Below are 18,916 nucleotides of genomic sequence, written 5' to 3'. Positions count from 1 at the left end.
AGTTAAGCGGAAAAGGCCATCGGAAATTGTTGAATAATTCCGCTCGTCATCACGTCTGCCATTTCCAGCGCTTGTGATTCGATCCGGTCACTTAATGCGATGTTTTCAGCATAGTTTCCGGCGATGCGGGAAGTCACTTCGCTGCTGAGAAGCTTCAAATGCTCATCCAGCATGCGTCTCCATTCCTCTGTGGACCAAAAAGGATTAATTCTCCCCAGGAAGACAGCTATGTCATCTGCGTTAGCGAACCAACGTTTCTGGGCATCTGCAGCGGCTGAGGTATTGCCTGTCTTCAGTGCCTGAACCAGTTCGGCCGCAATCGTAAGATGTCGCTTCATCAAATCGCCAAATCGTGCGGCAATGGCCTTTCCATAAAAAGGTTCAAAAGCAGCCGCAAAATCTGTAGCGTTCCGCAGAAGCCTTTTAATCGTTTCATCCTTATCAGGCAGGTCGCCTACGATACTATTCACCGCCAACCTTGTCCAGTAAACATGTTGCTCCCACAAAACCCTTAGCTTTCGATTCAACGCCACTTCGGACGGCGTCCAAGCCATGATAGCGATCTGTCTAAAATCGTAACCGTAATAATTCGGGGAAAAACCGTACATCTGTCAAAAGCCCCTTTTTTCTGGTTTTTCCACAGTATATAGACCAAGAGCATTTTTCGTGCTTATACCTATTTGGGAAGGATGTGAGCATGCCAGGGCTTTGATGAGAACTGCGTGATTGTAGTTCATTGGCGGCAACGTGGCGATGGCTAGCGGAAATAAATAAAAACCTTCATTTGTCAAAGAAGTCTTCTCCATAGTCAGCCTCTTCCCCAAAAGGTACATCTTCTATTTTCGCCATGACCCTTTGCAAATCGCCTTCTTCAATTAAATGATCGACCACTTTTTCAATTGTTTCACGGCTTACATCTTCGGAAATAATCATATTGACTGACCATAGATATGTACCAGATAAGAACTCTCCTGTTTCTTTATTTTTCTGTCGTAGCGTTTCTATGTTTTGGTATGAAAAAAATGTTCCCCACCATCTTGTCCGATCAGGCAATGTAACAACAACATCAACGTTACTATCGTGCGCTAGCTTTTGTTGAATTTCAGAGTAATCCATGCTGGTCCAAATATGCCTTTTCATCATGATTAATCCCCTCATCCATTACGAATCCTCTTTACCAGTTGTTATTATCTCCTATCTCTCGTATTACAGCAAAATTTGAAAAATATACACATTGTCACAAACGTTAAAGCTAGCCATGTGCTTGTAATTTTCTTCATTATTATTCATGACACCTATTTATTTAGAGAGAAAATGAGTGGTAATATTATGTAAACAAGCCAAAAAGAGGTGTTTGCTTTGGGAAACAATGATAATCAAAACAAAAGCTTGGTAGACAAAGCTTTTAAAAATATGACCTTTTTCTTTACCCTCGGTTTCTCTAGTTTTGTTCGTGACTCGATTAAGAATCCAAAAGAAACACTACTGGTTTTTATCGTTGTATTTCCAACATCATTAATCTTCTTTTTTTGGCTTTTCAATTATCTCTCAAAAAATTAACCCTCCCAACCTTACAATGGATCCATTGGAGAGTTGAAGAAGTATGAACTGGCATGTGTATTCTGCGATAATGCCTTGATACATTCCTAAGTTAAGGGGAACCTAGTCTGCTCAACCTGTGCTAGTGAAGCAACATGAATCAGAATAAACAAAGAAAGCCCTCTCCAGACAAGAATTCTGAAGGAGGGCTTCGTCATATTTCAGGATACCCCGCGTCACGCAAAGCGTTCGCAGCGCAGTGAGCTGCTTCTCTCGCTCCTGGTCCATCGCCGAAAAAATGGAAGAAGACGAACATAAAAGTTCGCCTTCTACACCAAAGGAACATTTTGAATCGGCACGGAATCGGCACGATTATTTTTTAAAACACGTATGCCACTTATAAAATGCTGGGGCAACAACGTTTTATCGTTTCCTACCCAATACTGCCTTCCATCTCAAACTTAATCAATCTGTTCATCTCCACCGCATACTCCATCGGCAGTTCCTTCGTGAATGGCTCGATGAAGCCCATGACGATCATTTCGGTGGCTTCGGCTTCTGTCAGGCCGCGGCTCATGAGGTAGAAGAGCTGGTCTTCGGACACTTTGGAGACAGTCGCTTCGTGCTCCAGCGTGATGTTGTCGTTCATGATCTCGTTGTACGGGATCGTGTCGGACGTGGACAGTTTATCCAGAATCAGCGTGTCGCACTTGATGTTGGACTTGGAGCCTTCCGACTTGCGTCCAAACTGTGCCAGACCGCGATAGGTTACTTTTCCGCCGTCGCGGGAGATCGATTTGGAAATGATGGTCGAGGTGCAATCCGGCGCCAGGTGGATCATTTTCGCACCTGCGTCCTGGTGCTGGCCTTTGCCTGCTACGGCAATGGACAGGACTGTACCTTTGGCGCGTGGGCCTTTCATGATAACCGCAGGGTATTTCATGGTCAGCTTGGAGCCGATGTTGCCGTCGATCCATTCCATGTTTGCATCTGCGTAGGCAACCGCGCGTTTGGTTACGAGGTTGTATACGTTGTTCGACCAGTTTTGAATCGTGGTGTAGCGGCAGCGTGCGCGCTCTTTCACGATGATTTCTACAACAGCGGAGTGCAGGGAGTCCGTACTGTAGATCGGAGCTGTACAGCCCTCTACATAGTGCACGAACGAATCCTCGTCAGCGATAATCAGCGTGCGCTCGAATTGCCCCATGTTCTCCGAGTTGATGCGGAAGTATGCTTGCAGCGGCGTTTCCACTTTTACGCCTTTTGGCACGTAAATGAAAGAGCCGCCGGACCATACAGCCGAGTTCAGCGCCGCAAACTTGTTGTCTGCTGGCGGAATGACGGTTGCGAAGTATTCTTTCACGATCTCCGGATACAGCTTCACAGCCGAATCCATGTCGCAGAACAAAACGCCCAGTTTTTCCAGGTCTTCCTGCATGTTGTGGTATACGACCTCGGATTCGTATTGAGCGGATACACCCGCGAGGAATTTTTGCTCGGCTTCCGGGATCCCCAGCTTGTCAAAAGTCGCCTTGATTTCTTCCGGCACCTCATCCCAACTGCGGCCTTGCTTTTCCGAAGGCTTTACGTAGTACGTGATGCTGTCGAAATCGAGGTCGTCCAGATTGCCGCCCCATTTCGGCATCGGGATGCTGTTGAAAATGTCCAGGGCTTTCAAGCGGAATTCCAGCATCCATTCCGGCTCTTCCTTGATCCTGGAAATTTCCTCGACGATCTCGCGGGTCAGACCCTTTTTCGTACGGAATACAGAGACGTCCTTGTCGTGAAAGCCGTACTGATAATCCTGTATCTCAGGGGCTTTTTTAGCCATCGTTGCTCACTCCTTCTTCATTCATGTCCATACCTGGCTGCTATTTCTGCTCGGCCTGCCGGATGCCTTGCTCCAGCGCCTTCCAGGCCAGAGTCGCACACTTGATACGTGCCGGGAACTTGGCTACGCCCGACAAAGCCTCGATGTCACCCAGATCAATGGAATCGTCGATCTCTTTGCCCTGCATCATATCGGAAAAGTTGTGCGCCAGTTCCAGTGCCTTTTCTACTGGCAAGCCTTTGATCGCCTCTGTCATCATCGAAGCGGATGACATGCTGATCGAACAGCCTTCGCCGAGAAACTTCGCGTCCACCACCTTGCCCTCCTCTACCTTCAAGGAGAGCGAGATGCTGTCGCCACAAGTCGGGTTATTCAGATTCACAATGAGTCCATCGGATTCTTCCAGCTTGCCGCGGTTGCGCGGCTTCTGGTAGTGGTCCATAATGACGCGGCGGTATAAATCATCAAGAGAAGACATTTCCGAAATACTCCTTCGTCTTCTTCAATCCCGCTATCAGCACATCTACGTCTTCTTCTGTGTTGTACAGGTAGAAGCTTGCCCGAGCCGTGGCCGTCACATTCAGCCAGCGCATAAGCGGCTGGGCGCAGTGATGGCCTGCACGGACTGCGATTCCATAGCTGTCCAGCACAGTCGCCAGATCATGCGGATGTACCGTATCCAGATTGAATGTAATTAAACTGCTGCGATCCTGCTGCGGGCCGTAAATCTTCAGCCCTTCGATCTCGCGCATTTGTTCCAGGGCGTATTTCACCAGGTGCTTTTCATGGCGCTCGATGTTTTCCAGACCGATTTCCTCCAAAAAGTCAATCGCTGCCCCGAGTCCGATCGCACCTGCGATGATTGGCGTGCCGCCTTCGAATTTCCACGGCAGCTCCTTCCACGTAGAGTCGTACATATCCACGTAGTCGATCATTTCGCCGCCAAATTCCATCGGCTCAACCTGCTCCAGCACCTCGCGCTTGCCGTACAGGACGCCAATGCCTGTCGGGCCTGCCATTTTGTGGCCGGAAAATGCGTAGAAGTCGCAATCCAAGTCCTGGACGTCGATTTTTTTGTGCGGAGCGCCCTGGGCCCCGTCCACAAACAGAAGAGCGCCGTGCTGGTGCGCGATCCGGGCAATCTCCTTGATCGGAGTCGTATCGCCAAGTACGTTGGAAATATGGTGAATCGCCACGATCTTGGTATTGTCCGTAACGGTTGCTTTTACCGCTTCCAGCGTGACGGTACCGTCCTCTGCCAGCGGAATGAACTTGAAGGTCGCTCCGGTTGCCTTGGCTGCCTGCTGCCATGGAATGAAATTGGCATGGTGCTCTACCAGCGTGGTGACAATCTCATCTCCAGGCTTCAGAACCAGGCGAGCGTAGCCGTACGCTACCGTGTTGACCGCAGAGGTCGTTCCGCGGGTGAACACGATTTCTGCTGCCTCGCGGGCGTTGATGAAAGCGCGAACCTTCTCCCTTGCGCCCTCGTAGCCGTCAGTCGCCCGGTTGCCCAAGGTGTGCACACCGCGGTGCACGTTGGAGTTGAACTCCCTGTAGTATTTATCCATCGCCTCAATCACCGGAATCGGCTTTTGAGAGGTTGCTCCATTGTCCAGATAGACGAGCGGGTGTCCGTTTACCTCTTGGTGAAGGATGGGAAAATATTTCCGAAGCTCCTTGGCGTCCATTAGCCTAACTTCCTTTCAAGCGCCTGACGGAGTTTGTTTCTCACTTCTTCCACCGGAATTTCGGAAACAACCGGATCGAGGAAGCCAAGAATAATCAGGCGTTCTGCGTCCTGACGGGAAATTCCACGCGACATCAGGTAGTAGATGGACTCTTCGCTGACGCGTCCTACCGAAGCAGCATGCCCCGCTTTCACGTCATCCTCGTCGATCAAAAGGATCGGGTTGGCGTCGCCGCGAGCTTTGTCACTCAGCATCAGGATGTTTTCCGCCTGCACACCGTTTGCTTTTTCAGCGCCTTTTTCGATTTTGGTAATCCCGTTCAAAATGCTGACTGCTTCCCCTGTCATCACAGCCTTGCTGACCATGTCCGATTCAGAGTGAGTGCCGATATGCTGAACCTGGGAAGTCAGGTTTTGCCGCTGGGAACCTGTCCCTACGGAAATGGATTTGGTCAGGGCGTTCGAGCCTGTTCCTTTGAGGATGGTCGTGTTGTTGGCAACGGTGTTGCCGTCGTTCATCTCGCCCAAAATCCATTCCATTTTTCCATCGCGGTCAACAGTCGCGCGACGGAAGCTGTAGTCGTGAACCTCCGCGGACAAGGAACGTACCGACGCTACCTGCACCGATGCGCCCGCTCCTACGAACACTTCCACAATGCTGTTGGCTACCATGTCTTTGCCTTCGCCAGAAACGAATGTGTCCACGTAGGTCACTTTGCTGTTCGCTTCTGCCACGATCAGCACATGCGGGCAAAGAAGCGCTTGGTCGCCTGCAACTTCGTATACAGCCTGCAGCGGTACATCCACTTCCACGTTTTTCGGAACGTAGAGGAAAACGCCGCCGTTTACGACTGCGGCATGCAGTGCGCTCAGCTTGTGCTCGTCTGGTGCCACTACCTGATACATGTATTTTTGCACGAGTTCGCCATGGTTTTGCAGCGCGTCAGCCAGCGTCGTGAAAATAACGCCTTTTGCCTTCAGCTCATCTGTCACGGCCTGAAAAACGGCGGAAGCATTCTTTTGCACCACCAGATTTTTCACGCTGTCCACGTCGATTTGTCCTTTTACCAGATCGCTCAGCTCATTGGCCGACGCGATCTTGGCAGTGGTTTGAAACGGGTCGAACCCGGCCGTATTCCATTTATCAATCTTCGTTTTCTCCAAAGCGGGAAGCGGAAGCTCTCCCGCCGCCTTCAGTCCAGCGAGGCGCTTTTCCAGGAACCAGGCAGGCTCCTGATTAGCTTTGGAGTACTCGGTGATCGCTTCGGAACCGAAGCGGAGCTGTACATCCACACTCATTTCACTGCTGCCTCCTTCTTCCTACACGTTGGCGTTAACGGTTTCGTCCTCGATGCCGAGCTCTTCCTTGATCCAGTCGTAGCCTTCTGCCTCCAGACGCTCAGCCAGCTCAGGACCACCGGACTTCACGATACGACCTTGCATCATGACGTGTACGAAGTCAGGCTTGATATAGTTCAGCAAACGCTGGTAGTGCGTAATAATCAGGAAACCGCGGTCAGCCGAACGCATTTCGTTTACACCGTTGGCTACGATTTTCAGCGCGTCGATGTCGAGACCGGAGTCGATTTCGTCCAGAATACAGATGCTTGGCTCCAACAGCATCATCTGCAAAATCTCGTTGCGCTTTTTCTCCCCGCCGGAGAAGCCTTCGTTCAGGTAACGGTGCGCAAAAGAGTCGTCCATTTCCAGCGTCTTCATCTTTTTGTCCATCTCGCGGATGAATTTCATCAGGGAGATTTCGTTTCCTTCGCCGCGGCGCGCGTTGATCGCGGAACGCAGGAAGTCGGAGTTGGTTACGCCGCTGATTTCGGACGGATATTGCATCGCCAGGAACAGACCTGCGCGTGCGCGCTCGTCTACTTCCATTTCCAAAAGGTCGTCGCCATTCAACAGCACTTCGCCGTCTGTTACCTCATATTTGGGATGACCCATCAGCGTAGATGCCAGTGTCGATTTACCGGTACCATTCGGTCCCATGATCGCGTGTACTTCGCCGCCCTTGATTTCCAGATTCAGACCTTTGAGGATCTCCTTGTCCTCGATCTTGGCGCGAAGGTTTTTTATTTGCAAATGCGGTACTGCTGTCATCTGAATTCCCTCCATACACAGAAGTGAGTTGGTAATTCTCAATCCATTCTCAATAACTATCTTATAATAAGAATAATTATAAATCAAGGAATGGAACATATCTGTATTTTTTATATCATTATATTTAGAAAGTCTGTTTTTGCTTCAAAAAACCTTTCCAAATACAGTGACCACGTAAGCATTTTCCCCCATGCAACTTTTTCCAATACATCGCTTGGCATTTCCCAGGAACTTTTCCGCCTGCGTACCACAAAAAGGCACAGGTGCGTACAGCCCATTCAGCAGCTTGTCTCATGTTGGATACGAATCCGAACCGTTCGTTTTTTTTTCGCTGAAAAAGCCTCCTATGGAAGCTTACCTGACCCTTTTGCGCCAGTCAAATAGAAAAGCGGTGAGAACTGCCTGGCTGCTCTCGCCGTGGAAAAGCAAAACGGCCAGACGCGATTGTCCAGCCGTTTTTTCGTATAGATCGCCATTGCTTACGCTTTTGGGCCTGCTTTGGCAATGTCGGTTGCATCCGGGAACTTTTTCTGGAAGTTCTCGATGAAGCGTGCAGCCAGTTCAGCGGCTTGCTTGTCGTAGTCTTCCTTGTTTGCCCATGTGTTGCGCGGCTGAAGCACTTCTGCCGGCACGTTCGGGCAAGTGGTTGGCACTTGTACGCCGAATGTTGCGTCTTCCACGTACTCTACCTTTTCCAGATCGCCGTTCAGCGCTGCTGTTACCATTGCACGGGTGTAGGAGAGCTTCATGCGCTGTCCGACACCGACAGGGCCGCCCGTCCAGCCTGTATTTACGAGGTATACTTGCACATCGCGTTCGTCGATCTTTTTCCCCAGCATTTCCGCATACACAACCGGATGCAGCGGCAGGAATGGGGAGCCGAAGCATGTGGAGAACTCGGTTTGCGGAGTAGTGACACCGCGCTCTGTACCAGCCATTTTGCTGGTGTAGCCGGACAGGAAGTGGTACATGGCCTGTTCCTTGTTCAGCTTGGAGATCGGAGGCAGCACGCCGAACGAATCGGCTGTCAGGAAAATGATGACGTTTGGCTGACCGCCCACACCTGGGATCACAGCGCCGGAGATTGCATCTACCGGATAGGCTGCGCGCGTGTTTTCCGTGTATTTCGTGCTGTCGTAGTCAGCGACATGGGTATCCGGATCAACATCGACGTTTTCGAGTACGGTACCGAACTGGATGGCGTTCCAGATTTGCGGCTCGCCCTCTTCGGACAGCTTGACGCATTTTGCGTAGCATCCGCCCTCGATGTTGAATACGCCATTGTCAGACCAGCCATGCTCGTCGTCCCCGATCAGGAAGCGGTTCGGGTCAGCGGACAGCGTTGTTTTGCCTGTGCCGGACAATCCGAAGAACAGCGCGACATCCCCGTCTTTGCCCACGTTGGCCGAGCAGTGCATAGGCAGAACGTTGCGCTCAGGCAGCAGCATGTTCATGACGCTGAAAATCGACTTTTTCATCTCGCCCGCGTACTCAGTGCCGCCGATCAAAACGGTTTTTTGCTCGAAGCTCAGAACGATGAAAGTTTCGGAGTTTGTGCCGTGTACGTCTGGATTCGCCTTGAAGCCAGGTGCGTAAAGTACGGTAAACTCAGCCTCGTGTGTCGCCAGTTCCTCGGCAGTAGGACGGATGAACAGCTGACGGGCAAACAGGCTGTGCCAAGCGTATTCTGTTACAACCCGGATTGGCAGACGATAGGTGACGTCTGCACCGGCAAAACCGTCAAACACAAACAGTTCGCTTTTGCCTTGCAGGTATCGCAGCACGTCCTGCTGGAGTACCTGGAACTTCTCTGGAGAAATCGGCTGGTTGACCGGACCCCAGTTGATCTTATCGTGTACGGAAGCTTCGTCCACCACAAATTTGTCCTTTGGCGAACGGCCTGTAAACTTGCCTGTCAGCGCATTGAGCGCCCCCTTATCAGTCAAAATCCCTTCGCCACGCTTTACTGCCATCTCCACGAGTCCAGCTACGGACAGGTTGCGATATACCTGTGTAGCACCCAGAATGTCAGCAAGCTTGTGAACCGTATTGGTTTCCATGTGTGAACGATCTCCTTCCCAAAATGTATATCCTATCCAGTTTCTTGATAGTGACTTTTCATACTGTCGTCTGATTTGTAATTAGTATATCACATTTAGCTAAATAAGCCACATAATTTTATAATCTCTTGTGGAGAATGTGTGAATAACCTCTCGAGTAGTTTTCCCCAACCAACAGTATTTCAGTTCTTCTGCTCTATGTCCACCCTTTCGTAAATGAACACATATTCCGAAAATTCCGCTGGTCTGGCCAGTTCGCATCGGCAGCGGCCGGGCGTAAGGCTTGCGAACCGCAAAAAACCCGCTGCATGAGCGGGTTGTCCTGCCTGTTCGTTTAGCGGGAGGCTTGTCCTTTGACCTTTTCAAAGGTACGCATGATGACACGGCTGAGAATCTCGACGCCGTCCCGCAGTGCCGACCGTTCGAACTTCATCTGCGGGTGGTGCAGTCCAGGCTGCAAATCGCAGCCGAGAGCCAGCATGGTCGCCTTGATGTGCGGACGCTCTACCGTATAATAATGAAAGTCTTCTGCTCCCGGGCTGACAGGAGCTGCCTTGAGGTTGTCCGCCCCGAGCACATCGACAATCGCCTGCTCCATCAGTCCTTTTGCTTCCTCATCCACTTCGGCTGCCACCATTCGCGGCCCGGCCGCAAGCTCGATAGATGCCTGGTAGGAGGTTGCAATCCCTTCGATCATCTGATGGACGCGGCCAACCAGTTCCTCCATCGCCTGGTTCGTTTGCGCCCGCAAATCAAGGGCAAACTTCGCCTTGTCCGGAATGATGTTGTAGCTCTCCCCTCCGGCTTGCAGCATGGTCATTTTCACGGTAGCCGGTACCATCGGATTGATATGGATTTGTCCGATCCCGGAAATGATCGCACCTGCCACTTCAATCGCATTGATTCCAAGGTGCGGCCTCGCTCCGTGTGCAGATACGCCTGTTATTTCGCCGTACAAAAACATCGCGGCACCGTTGTAAATGGCAGGGCCTGCGGTTCCGTTCGCCATTTCCTGAATCGGACGAAGATGAACGCCGTACAAATAGTCGATGTCGTCCACGACGCCTTTTTCCACCAGCTTCAGGGCACCTGTTCCTTTTTCTTCGGCGGGCTGGAACAAAATTTTCAGCGTTCCCGGCGGCTTGTATCCGGAGGCGATCAATGCCTCTACGGTTTCGACAATCATGGTCATATGCGCGTCATGCCCGCAGGAATGATTGGCGCGCCACTCTCCGTCCACTTCCTGCCACAGCGCATCAATATCCGTGCGCAGCCCGACGACAGGCTTTCCTTCCCCCCACTCTGCGACAAGCCCCGTACAATCCGCAAAGGTGGTCACTTTAAGCCCCAGTGCCTGCATTCTCTTCGCCAAATATTTCGTCGTCTCGACTTCCTGCCAGCTAATTTCCGGATTCGCATGCAAGTGACGGAATGTTTCGTCAATCGACTGCACACGAGCCGCGATTGTCTCTTTCAATGCCAAGCGATCAGACATAGTTGCGCCTCCCCCATCGTTTCCTCTTATTATAGCACAGTGGAGCGCCTTTATTTGGAAAAGGAGCCTCAGCCCGCCTTTATTTGCACGTCAACCGCAAAATCGCATCAAGCTTCAACTGGTCGCGCAGTGTTCCTGCTATGTGTACTTGCTGCTTGGCCAAAGCGTAGACCAGCTCGTCCCCGCCAAACAGCATCTCCATCTGCCGCTCGTCTCCCCTGACGATCAGATCGGCGGACTGCTCCTCCTCCCAGACGCCTGCCGAGATGCTGCCTTTTGATACCGTGATCTGCCACCGCGACTGCGTGTCGTCAACGACGATTCCGATCCTCTTTTCCCAGCCCGCAGTTACATGGCGCAAGTGCGTTTTCTTTTGCAAACGTTCGCCTACCTCATGGAGCAGTCTGCCCAGTCCGATCATGAATCCGTCCCCCTCTCTTCTCCCATTGGGTTCGCGGCTCGCGCAGTCGAATCCTTTGGCGAGGGATGAGAACCACTGTCGGGTCTTGTCAGGGAGAGCGACTTTTTCTCGACAGGCTTTTTCAGCGGTTGGGCAAAAATGAAAAGAGCACCCGCGACCGCAGATGCTCTTGGTATCCATCCGTTATTCATCAAATTCGTCTTTATCCAGCCGGACCTCCAGATGGTGGCCGTCCGGTGTCTCAAAATACAAGTTGTAGCTCGTAGGCTGCGTAATCGGACCGCGGTAGCAAATGTTTTCCGCCTCCAGCTTGTCGACCAGATAGTCGAGCTCAGCGCGGCTCGTTACCGAGAAAGCAAGGTGATCGACTTGCCCTACGCCGCCTTTGCCTTCTCCCCCGCCATGCGGATGGAGACCGATCCGTGTGTATGTGCCGATTTGAAAGTAGACAGGCGCTCCTTCCACCATATTCTCTTCCGGGATGGGGACTTCCAAAATGTCCTTAAAAAACCGAGCTACCTTCACGACATCGCTGCAATTCAATGCGATGTGGTGAACGCCTTTCAAATGAAACATTCACACTGCCTCCCACGTCAACTAAAGGTCATGCGCTTTTTTGCGACACCTGCTTGCGTATATTGTACTGCTTCAGTCGATCGCTTAACCGTGTTAAACGAATCATGAGTGCTTCGCGCCACTCTTCATCTTTTAACTCCTTGGCAATACCGAGCAAATCCAGGGAAATATCAATCTGCTGCTTCAAGACATCGGAGAAGCTCGCTGCTTCATCCGTCATGGTACAATTCTCAAACAACTCGGATGTATTGTCAACACTCACAAAATCAGCGAAATCGACTTCGGGCGCCTGATCCCCCTGAGCATATTCTACTAAAATTTCGTACTCTCCCTCAATAGCGGGATGAACCTCAATTCTGTCACAAACAGGACAAAACATGATGGGGACGTTGTGTACAAGCGTTCTATAATGACGGACTGAGCCTACGGAACCAACCATTCCTGCACCGCAGCAAAAACTCATAAATAGTCTCCCTCCTTCTTCCCCAAACAGCGAAAAGCGTAAGACGCGTCTGGTCGAAACTCTCTGTCTGTACCCGCATTGTAACCCGTAACCCTGCTGATGCTCTACCGCAAAAAGATGCCAATCAATTTATGGTAAACCGAATTGTCATACCATTGTACTCGATTTGTCTGCGTTTGAACACCATTTTCTGATTAGTTAGAAGATTTATCGCGATTCCCAAATATTGTTGTAAAAAAGTTTGGATTAAGCCGATAACGGGAATAAGTACACAGCTAGTCATATGTAAAAGGAGAGCGGTACTATGTTTCGTTTTAAAAGCCTTCGTGCACGGACACTTGCAATTACGCTTCCTGTAATTGTCCTGACTTTCGTGCTTCTGATGAGCATGGCCTTCATGTTCTCCTATGCCCAGTTGAACAAGGAACTGACCGAAAAAATGAACTACCAGCTGGACTTGCTCGGCAACAAAGTGGAGCAGGAACTGGAAGCGCACAGCAAAGTAACGCTGAACATGGCTCGGGTAATCGAAATGAGTCCGATTACTTATTCGCTGGAGCAGTTGGATTCCCTGCTGACGAAAACGGTTCCCATCAATGAAACGTCTGTCGGCATGGGGATTTTCATGGAGCCGTACGCTTTTGATCCGGCCAAGCAGTTCGTTTCCACTTACGGGGCCAAAAAAGACGGCAAGGTGAGCATCACATACGAGTACAATTCACCTGCCTTCAATTATCCGACGCAAGAATGGTACAAGATCGGTGCCTCGACAAAAAAAGCGACGGATTACACCCCGCCTTACTATGACGAGATTTTGAAGCTTCCGATGACGACTGTCGTTGCTCCGTTTTACTCTCCGGACAAAAAGCTTTTGGGGGTAGCAACGGACGACATCACGCTCACGGATATTCAAACGATGGTCTCGGGTACAAAAGTAGGCGAGACTGGCTGGGCCTTCCTGCTCGACCAGGGCGGCAAGTACCTGTCCCATCCACAGTCGGACAAGATGATGGTGGAATCCGTGCAAACCGACAGCAACACGTCGCTCGCAGAGATCGGTCCCGGTCTGCTCGCCGAAAGCGAGGGCATGAAAACTTTTTCCGACGACAATGGCGTCAACCGTGTATATTTCAAAAAAATCCCTTCCGCAAATTGGACGATCGCGCTCGTCATGCCGGAAAATGAATTTGCCAAACCGCTGAACGCTCTGGCTTACCAGCTTGTCACTGTCAGTCTGCTCGGGCTGTTGATCCTGATTGCCGTCATTTATTTTTTCAGCAAATATTTGACCGGACAAATCAACAAGGCCAACCAGCTCTCGGAAGCTCTGTCCTCCGGTGATTTCACCGCTTCGATGGATGTCAAGACGGTCGATGAGATGGGCGTCATGGCGAGCCGGTTCAATGCGATGACCGCCACCTTGCGCGAAACGCTCAGCCAGGTCAGCTACAGCGCCCAACAAGTCGCCGCTACCTCCGAACAGCTGATGGCGAGCGCCGAGCAGACGAGCAAGGCGACGGAGCAGATTGCCCAATCCGTTCAGGAGATTGCCTACGGAACAGAGCAGCAGGTCGATGCGACCAATCAGGGCAGCGATGTCATCAACGAGATCGCCCGGCATATTTCCGTAATGGAAAAAGGAATCGAGGAAGTCAATTCCTCTACCCGCGATGCCAATCGTCAGGCGACGGAAGGCAATCAGATGGCGGCCAAGACAGTGGAGCACATGACGGTGATTCACGGACAAATGGAACAAACCGCGTCGGTGGTCAACGCACTGGGACAGCGCTCCCAGGAGATCGGCCAAATGATCGAGCTGATTACCTCCATTGCCAGCCAAACCAATCTGCTCGCCTTAAATGCAGCAATCGAGGCAGCCAGAGCCGGCGAGCAGGGACGAGGCTTTGCCGTTGTCGCTGACGAGGTACGCAAGCTGGCTGAACAATCCAGCTCGGCAGCCGAGCAGGTAAGCAACATCGTCGCCGACATTCAGCGCGATACGGAATCGGCCATCGCGGCCATGAGCCATGGCTCCGCCATCCTGGGAGAAGGCATGACGCTGGTCAACGCGACCGGAACAGCTTTCGAACAAATTGCCGACTCTACCGCCCACTTGCTGACCCGCACAGACGAAGTGTCAGCGGAGATGAAACAAATCAGCCAGGAAATGCAAGCCATCGTGACAGCAATCGACCATATTTCCCAAATCGCCATGCAGTCTGCGGGCAACTCGCAAACCGTTGCCGCCGCGGCAGAAGAGCAGAATGCATCGATGGAAGAAATATCGGCAGCAGCGACCATGCTTGCGAAGATGGCAGAAGAGCTGAACGATACGGTGCGCTCGTTTAAGCTCAGTTAACGGGTTGATGTTTTTGCGCTCTATAGGGAAAGGCTTCGCCTGGCAGTTAGTCGCCTGGCGAAGCCTTTTTCTTTTAATAGGGGAGGGTGGATACCACACATTTATCCAAAATACGTGCTATCATTTTTTTGTACAATTAGATCGGCTCCTCAAGGGTGGTCGGCTCATCCCCAATGAGAGGGGGTGAGGCTGATGGAGGTTTATCAGGCGTTGGCGTTGATGCTCATGTTCGGCATGTTCATCCTCGCTTAGCTCACGTACCTCAAAAAGAAGTAGACCGCCCTTGAGCTTGCGAGGCCAGGCGGCCAGTTCCTCTCTTGCCAGAGGTCCAATTTTCCTGTTTTCTCTTTCCACTGCGGCAACGCTCTACCAGCCTCTGCCTGCTAAAAAAGCCAGGGCACCACATGCCCCGGCTTTTTGTGTGACTTGCAACCTATTCTTTTACCATAGACTCGTACTTGTCGGCATCCAGCAGCTTGTCCAGCTCTGCTGCGTCGTCCATCTCGACAGCGATCATCCAGGCCTGCTCATAAGGCGAAGAGTTCACCAGCTCTGGTGCATCTTCCAGTTCGCTGTTTACTTCCACTACTTTTCCGGATACAGGAGCGTACAGCTCGGATACGGTTTTCACCGACTCCACACTGCCAAATGGCTCATCCTGTTTGATTGTCGCGCCTACCTCTGGCAACTCGACAAACACGATGTCACCCAGCTCTGATTGAGCAAAAGCGGTAATTCCGATGTACGCTTTGTTGCCCTCTACTCGCACCCACTCATGCTCTTCACTGTAACGTAGATTTTTCGGGAATTCCATCGTTTTCATATCCTCCTATCGGGTACAATCCACTACACATACATTATTAGACGAACATTCGCGGATTCCTCTTCGCTTAAAAAAATTCTGAGGCACTGCTCAGCAAGCGATTTCAACATCTGTATCTTTTTCCAAATTAGGCGGATGAATACCTGTGATTTTCAGACCGCTGCCGCCGATTTGTCACGCCATACGGGATTGGCGTGCAGCCTATACCCCTGCTCGTCTTGTGAGAATGCCCGACTCCGCAATCGAGCGAGCCGCCTGGCGCAGCACTTCCGGGCTTTGCACGAGCGCGATCCGCACGTAACCTTCCCCTTCATCGCCAAAGGCGCTGCCGGGGATGACGACCACTCCTGCTTCTTCCAAAAGCGCAATGGCAAACTCGCGGGAGGTCCAGCCTTTTGGCACGGGTGCCCAGACGAACATTGTCGCTTTTGGCGGCTCAATGTCCCAGCCCGCCTCAGCCAGTGCTGTCAGCAAGACGTCGCGGCGCTCCTGGTAGACAGGGCCGACACTGTTCTTGCCGCCTGCTTCCCGATCCATGCGCAAAGCTGCGACTGCCATCTGCTGGACTGGCAAGAAGACGCCGTAGTCGACATTCGACTTGACGATCGCCAGCGGCTTGATAATCTCGCTGTTGCCGACTACATAGGCAATCCGGCAGCCCGCCATGTTGAAGCTCTTGGAAAAAGAGTTGAACTCGATCCCGACCTCTTTGGCTCCCGGCGCTTGCAGGAAGCTGGGCGGACGGTAGCCGTCAAAAGCCATCTCCGAATAAGCGAGGTCGTGGACAACGATGATGTCGTGACGCTTGGCGAATGCGACGACCTCTGTGAAAAAGTCGACGGTGGCCACAGCCGACACCGGATTGTTCGGATAGTTCAGAATCATGAATTTCGCACGGGCTGCAATCTCGTCCGGGATGTCCGCGAGCTTCGGCAAAAAGCCGTTTTCAGCGCGCAGCGGCATCCGGTAAGGAATCGCCCCTGCCAGATGCACGCTCCCCTCGTAAATCGGGTAGCCGGGATCAGGCACGAGTACGATGTCCCCCGGATCGGTCCAGGCCAAAGCAAAGTGCGCGAGTCCATCCTGTGAGCCCATCAGGGAGTGAACCTCGCCGTCCGGCGCAAGCTCCACGCCGAAACGGTATTGATACCAGCGCGCCACTTCCTCGCGAAAGGCTGCAGTGCCCTCGCTCAAGGCGTAGCCAAATGCGCCTGGCTGTCTGGCAGCATCGAGCAAAGTCTCCAGCAACTGGTCTTCAGGCGGCTGATCGGGGCTGCCGATACTCAAATCGTACACAGCCCTTTTTTTCGCGACTTCTTTTTTTCGCGCAGCCATCTCGGAAAAAATCGCGGCAGACAGGTTTTGCAATCTTTTGGACGGTTGGCGCATCTTCTACTTGCCTCCCCACGCTTTTTCCAGCTCGTCTTCCTTGAAGCCCAGCGTCACCGTGTCATCGCTTGCCAAAAGAGGGCGCTTGATGAGCTTGCCGTTGGAAGCGAGCAAGTCGAGCATTTCCTCTTCTGTCATCGTCGGCAGCTTGTCCTTTAGCCCAAGTTCACGGTATTGCACACCGCTGACATTGAAAAACTTGCGCAGGTCAAGCCCGCTCGTCCGCCAAATCCGGCGAAGTTCCTCCTTGGAAGGCGGCGCATCGACAATCGGCACTTCCTCGAAGCTCACCTTGTGGTCTGTCAGCCATTTTTTCGCTTTGCGGCATGTATCGCATTTGTTGTACAAATACGCTTTCATGGTCATGCTCCATTCCCTCGCTTTTCGTTATGGAGTGATTCTCTCTGGTAAAAGAATACCACACCGTTCCGGACAATGTTTGCCTGAACTTATGCACTATGCAGGGCGGCTCGCCTTGATCTCCACCTGGTAGCCGGCATGCTTGCGCACCTGAAAAACGCCGTTTTCAAAAATCAGGTACTGCGCCTTGACGCCGATCAGCCGTCCGCCGAGCTGCTCCTCTTTGTCCAACGTTTTCGAATTGATCTTGTCCAGCGACTCCAAGATCGGATATGTAATATCCACCCATTCGTCTTCCCTGTATTGAAAAGGTTTGAACGCTTCGGGAAACTGGCTGTACACCTCGTCGCGCATGGCAAGCAGGTCGACTTCCTTGACGTCGCCCTTGAGCATTTTGCGCCAGTTGGTTTTATCTGGCAAAAATTGGCTGAGATGATACTCCAGCTCCCCCGCCATCCGGCGCGTCGGCACTTCCGCAATCGGGATCGCGCGAATCGCCCCCTGATCGACCCAGCGTTTGAGCTGGTTGTGCTTGCGCGTCAGTCCGACCTTGATGTCGCTGGAAACGGCCAGATAGACGTAATGCGGGATCATGCAGTATTGCTCACCGAAGCTTTCGTCCCGGCACGTCCCCTGGTCAAAATGACATTCGTGCGGCTTGACGATGCACAAGTCATTTTCCGGCAGTTTGGTAAAACAGGGGTAGCAGTACCCGTTGTTAAATGTTTTGTTCGTTTTGCGCCCGCAGGCGATGCAGTTTTTTTGTCCCAGATAGGAAATGGTCAGTTCGCTGCCAAGCCATTCATTTAAAGGCAGACGGTCTTCACCGATGTTCAGGTAGTAGTCGACCGGCTTTTCCCGCCCGTGATAATCGTGGGTCAGACCGTGCAAAATACCGCGGAGTTCCACTTCATTCTCTCCTCTCCGATTGTACAGTCCTTTCATTTTACCATATCGCCTGTGTACACCGGACGCTGTTTTCTTTTGGCAGCATGTTTTGCAAAGCGCCGGGTGAACCTAAACTATCTCAATCAAAAGGAGGGCGTCCGTCATGAGCCGCGTCGTGCTGTACGCTTTTTTGCTGGCCTGCCTGCTCGGCTGCGGAATAACTCCTGCCCTGGCCCGTGAACTGCTCCCCTCTTACGAACCGATTCACCGGATCGACACGAACAAAAAAGTGGTCGCCCTGACCTTTGACGATGGCCCCGATGCGACCTACACCCCGAAAATTTTGGAGGTGCTCCACAAAAACCGGGTGCCCGCCACCTTTTTCGTGCTCGGCTCCCAGGTGGACAAACATCCAAAGATGCTGCAATGGATTTACAAGGCCGGACACGAGATCGGCAATCACGGCTACCATCATGTTGACTTGAACAAGCTGACAGAACACGAGGTGTACGAGGACATCAAGCGAGCCGAACGCTCCATTCTGAGAACGACGGGCATTCTCGCCCAATACTACCGTCCCGCCGGAGGTGTCCTGACCCACGACGTCATGAATGCAGTGCAGGCAAGCGGCTACGACATCATCCACTGGTCGGTCGATCCGCGCGACTGGTCCCTGGCGAGAACGGCGTCCGTCATAGCCAAAAGCGTGAAAAGCAACGTATCGTCCGGCGACATTATTTTGTTCCACGATGGCGGCCTGAACCAGAAGCAAACCGTCGCAGCCCTGCAGGAGCTCATCAGTGACCTGCGCTCGCAAGGCTACCGTTTTGTCACCGTCTCGCAACTGCTGGATGAAGCAAAGTAAAAAGCACCAACGCCTCGCTCTTTCGCGAAGCTGCTGGTGCCTTGTTTT

General features: G+C 52.0%; 19 protein-coding genes. 3 read left to right on the top strand and 16 right to left on the bottom strand.

Features of this window, described 5'->3' with window-relative positions:
• Positions 1-2: 2 nt before the first annotated feature.
• From EDM57_RS20415 to EDM57_RS20355, 12 genes are all read right to left on the bottom strand, one after another.
• The gene (locus EDM57_RS20415; RefSeq protein WP_122906533.1) at positions 3-608 is read right to left on the bottom strand and encodes an acetylglutamate kinase; all 606 of its coding nucleotides are present in this window, start codon (positions 606-608) and stop codon (positions 3-5) included.
• Between the two features lie 172 nt (positions 609-780).
• Positions 781-1,143: a hypothetical protein gene (locus EDM57_RS20410; RefSeq protein ID WP_246005867.1), complete on the bottom strand. Its 363-nt coding sequence runs from the start codon at positions 1,141-1,143 to the stop codon at positions 781-783.
• Positions 1,144-1,972: 829 nt separating this feature from the next.
• Positions 1,973-3,370, bottom strand: a complete 1,398-nt coding sequence (gene sufB / locus EDM57_RS20400) for a Fe-S cluster assembly protein SufB (RefSeq protein ID WP_122906531.1) — start codon at positions 3,368-3,370, stop codon at positions 1,973-1,975.
• Positions 3,371-3,410: 40 nt separating this feature from the next.
• Positions 3,411-3,848 (bottom strand): Fe-S cluster assembly sulfur transfer protein SufU, encoded by a 438-nt coding sequence (gene sufU / locus EDM57_RS20395; RefSeq protein ID WP_122906530.1) that lies wholly within the window; start codon positions 3,846-3,848, stop codon positions 3,411-3,413.
• Positions 3,835-5,061 carry a cysteine desulfurase gene (locus EDM57_RS20390; RefSeq protein ID WP_122906529.1) on the bottom strand — a complete coding sequence of 409 codons (1,227 nt, stop codon included), beginning with the start codon at positions 5,059-5,061 and terminating at the stop codon, positions 3,835-3,837. The genes sufU and EDM57_RS20390 overlap by 14 nt, the downstream gene beginning before the upstream one ends.
• A complete protein-coding gene (gene sufD / locus EDM57_RS20385; protein WP_122906528.1) occupies positions 5,061-6,359 on the bottom strand; it encodes a Fe-S cluster assembly protein SufD in 1,299 nt (432 codons plus the stop codon). Before sufD ends, EDM57_RS20390 begins: the two co-directional genes overlap by 1 nt.
• 21 nt (positions 6,360-6,380) lie before the next feature.
• Complete coding sequence (gene sufC / locus EDM57_RS20380; protein WP_122906527.1) at positions 6,381-7,169, bottom strand: Fe-S cluster assembly ATPase SufC; 789 nt, start codon at positions 7,167-7,169, stop codon at positions 6,381-6,383.
• 479 nt (positions 7,170-7,648) lie between these two features.
• Positions 7,649-9,229 (bottom strand): phosphoenolpyruvate carboxykinase (ATP), encoded by a 1,581-nt coding sequence (gene pckA, locus EDM57_RS20375; RefSeq protein ID WP_122906526.1) that lies wholly within the window; start codon positions 9,227-9,229, stop codon positions 7,649-7,651.
• Between the two features lie 334 nt (positions 9,230-9,563).
• Positions 9,564-10,724, bottom strand: a complete 1,161-nt coding sequence (locus tag EDM57_RS20370) for a M20 peptidase aminoacylase family protein (RefSeq protein ID WP_122906525.1) — start codon at positions 10,722-10,724, stop codon at positions 9,564-9,566.
• A gap of 79 nt (positions 10,725-10,803) precedes the next feature.
• The gene (locus tag EDM57_RS20365) at positions 10,804-11,145 is read right to left on the bottom strand and encodes an SCP2 sterol-binding domain-containing protein (protein WP_122906524.1); all 342 of its coding nucleotides are present in this window, start codon (positions 11,143-11,145) and stop codon (positions 10,804-10,806) included.
• A 183-nt stretch (positions 11,146-11,328) separates the two neighbouring features.
• Positions 11,329-11,721: a VOC family protein gene (locus EDM57_RS20360; RefSeq protein ID WP_122906523.1), complete on the bottom strand. Its 393-nt coding sequence runs from the start codon at positions 11,719-11,721 to the stop codon at positions 11,329-11,331.
• A gap of 28 nt (positions 11,722-11,749) precedes the next feature.
• A complete protein-coding gene (locus tag EDM57_RS20355) occupies positions 11,750-12,184 on the bottom strand; it encodes a hypothetical protein (RefSeq protein WP_122906522.1) in 435 nt (144 codons plus the stop codon).
• A gap of 304 nt (positions 12,185-12,488) precedes the next feature.
• On the opposite strand from EDM57_RS20355, the gene EDM57_RS20350 reads away from it, so the two are divergent.
• Together EDM57_RS20350 and EDM57_RS24115 are read left to right on the top strand one after the other, a co-directional pair.
• Complete coding sequence (locus EDM57_RS20350; RefSeq protein ID WP_122906521.1) at positions 12,489-14,543, top strand: methyl-accepting chemotaxis protein; 2,055 nt, start codon at positions 12,489-12,491, stop codon at positions 14,541-14,543.
• Between the two features lie 192 nt (positions 14,544-14,735).
• On the top strand, positions 14,736-14,795 hold the full coding sequence (locus EDM57_RS24115; RefSeq protein WP_425455822.1) for a putative holin-like toxin: 60 nt from the start codon (positions 14,736-14,738) through the stop codon (positions 14,793-14,795).
• A gap of 181 nt (positions 14,796-14,976) precedes the next feature.
• Here EDM57_RS24115 and gcvH read toward each other — a convergent pair whose 3' ends face one another.
• From gcvH to EDM57_RS20330, 4 genes are all read right to left on the bottom strand, one after another.
• Positions 14,977-15,357 (bottom strand): glycine cleavage system protein GcvH, encoded by a 381-nt coding sequence (gene gcvH / locus EDM57_RS20345; protein WP_122906542.1) that lies wholly within the window; start codon positions 15,355-15,357, stop codon positions 14,977-14,979.
• Between the two features lie 210 nt (positions 15,358-15,567).
• Positions 15,568-16,755: an aminotransferase class I/II-fold pyridoxal phosphate-dependent enzyme gene (locus EDM57_RS20340; RefSeq protein WP_122906520.1), complete on the bottom strand. Its 1,188-nt coding sequence runs from the start codon at positions 16,753-16,755 to the stop codon at positions 15,568-15,570.
• 3 nt (positions 16,756-16,758) lie between these two features.
• The gene (locus EDM57_RS20335) at positions 16,759-17,121 is read right to left on the bottom strand and encodes an arsenate reductase family protein (protein WP_122906519.1); all 363 of its coding nucleotides are present in this window, start codon (positions 17,119-17,121) and stop codon (positions 16,759-16,761) included.
• A 90-nt stretch (positions 17,122-17,211) separates the two neighbouring features.
• Positions 17,212-18,024 (bottom strand): DUF2797 domain-containing protein, encoded by an 813-nt coding sequence (locus tag EDM57_RS20330; protein ID WP_122906518.1) that lies wholly within the window; start codon positions 18,022-18,024, stop codon positions 17,212-17,214.
• Positions 18,025-18,166: 142 nt separating this feature from the next.
• On the opposite strand from EDM57_RS20330, the gene EDM57_RS20325 reads away from it, so the two are divergent.
• A complete protein-coding gene (locus EDM57_RS20325; protein WP_122906517.1) occupies positions 18,167-18,868 on the top strand; it encodes a polysaccharide deacetylase family protein in 702 nt (233 codons plus the stop codon).
• Positions 18,869-18,916 lie beyond the last annotated feature (48 nt).

The organism is Brevibacillus gelatini (genome assembly GCF_003710935.1).
In the GTDB taxonomy this organism is placed as follows: Bacteria; Bacillota; Bacilli; order Brevibacillales; family Brevibacillaceae; genus Brevibacillus; species Brevibacillus gelatini.
The sequence above is the reverse complement of the archived record's forward strand: the minus strand, read 5'-3'. Positions and strand labels throughout refer to the sequence as shown.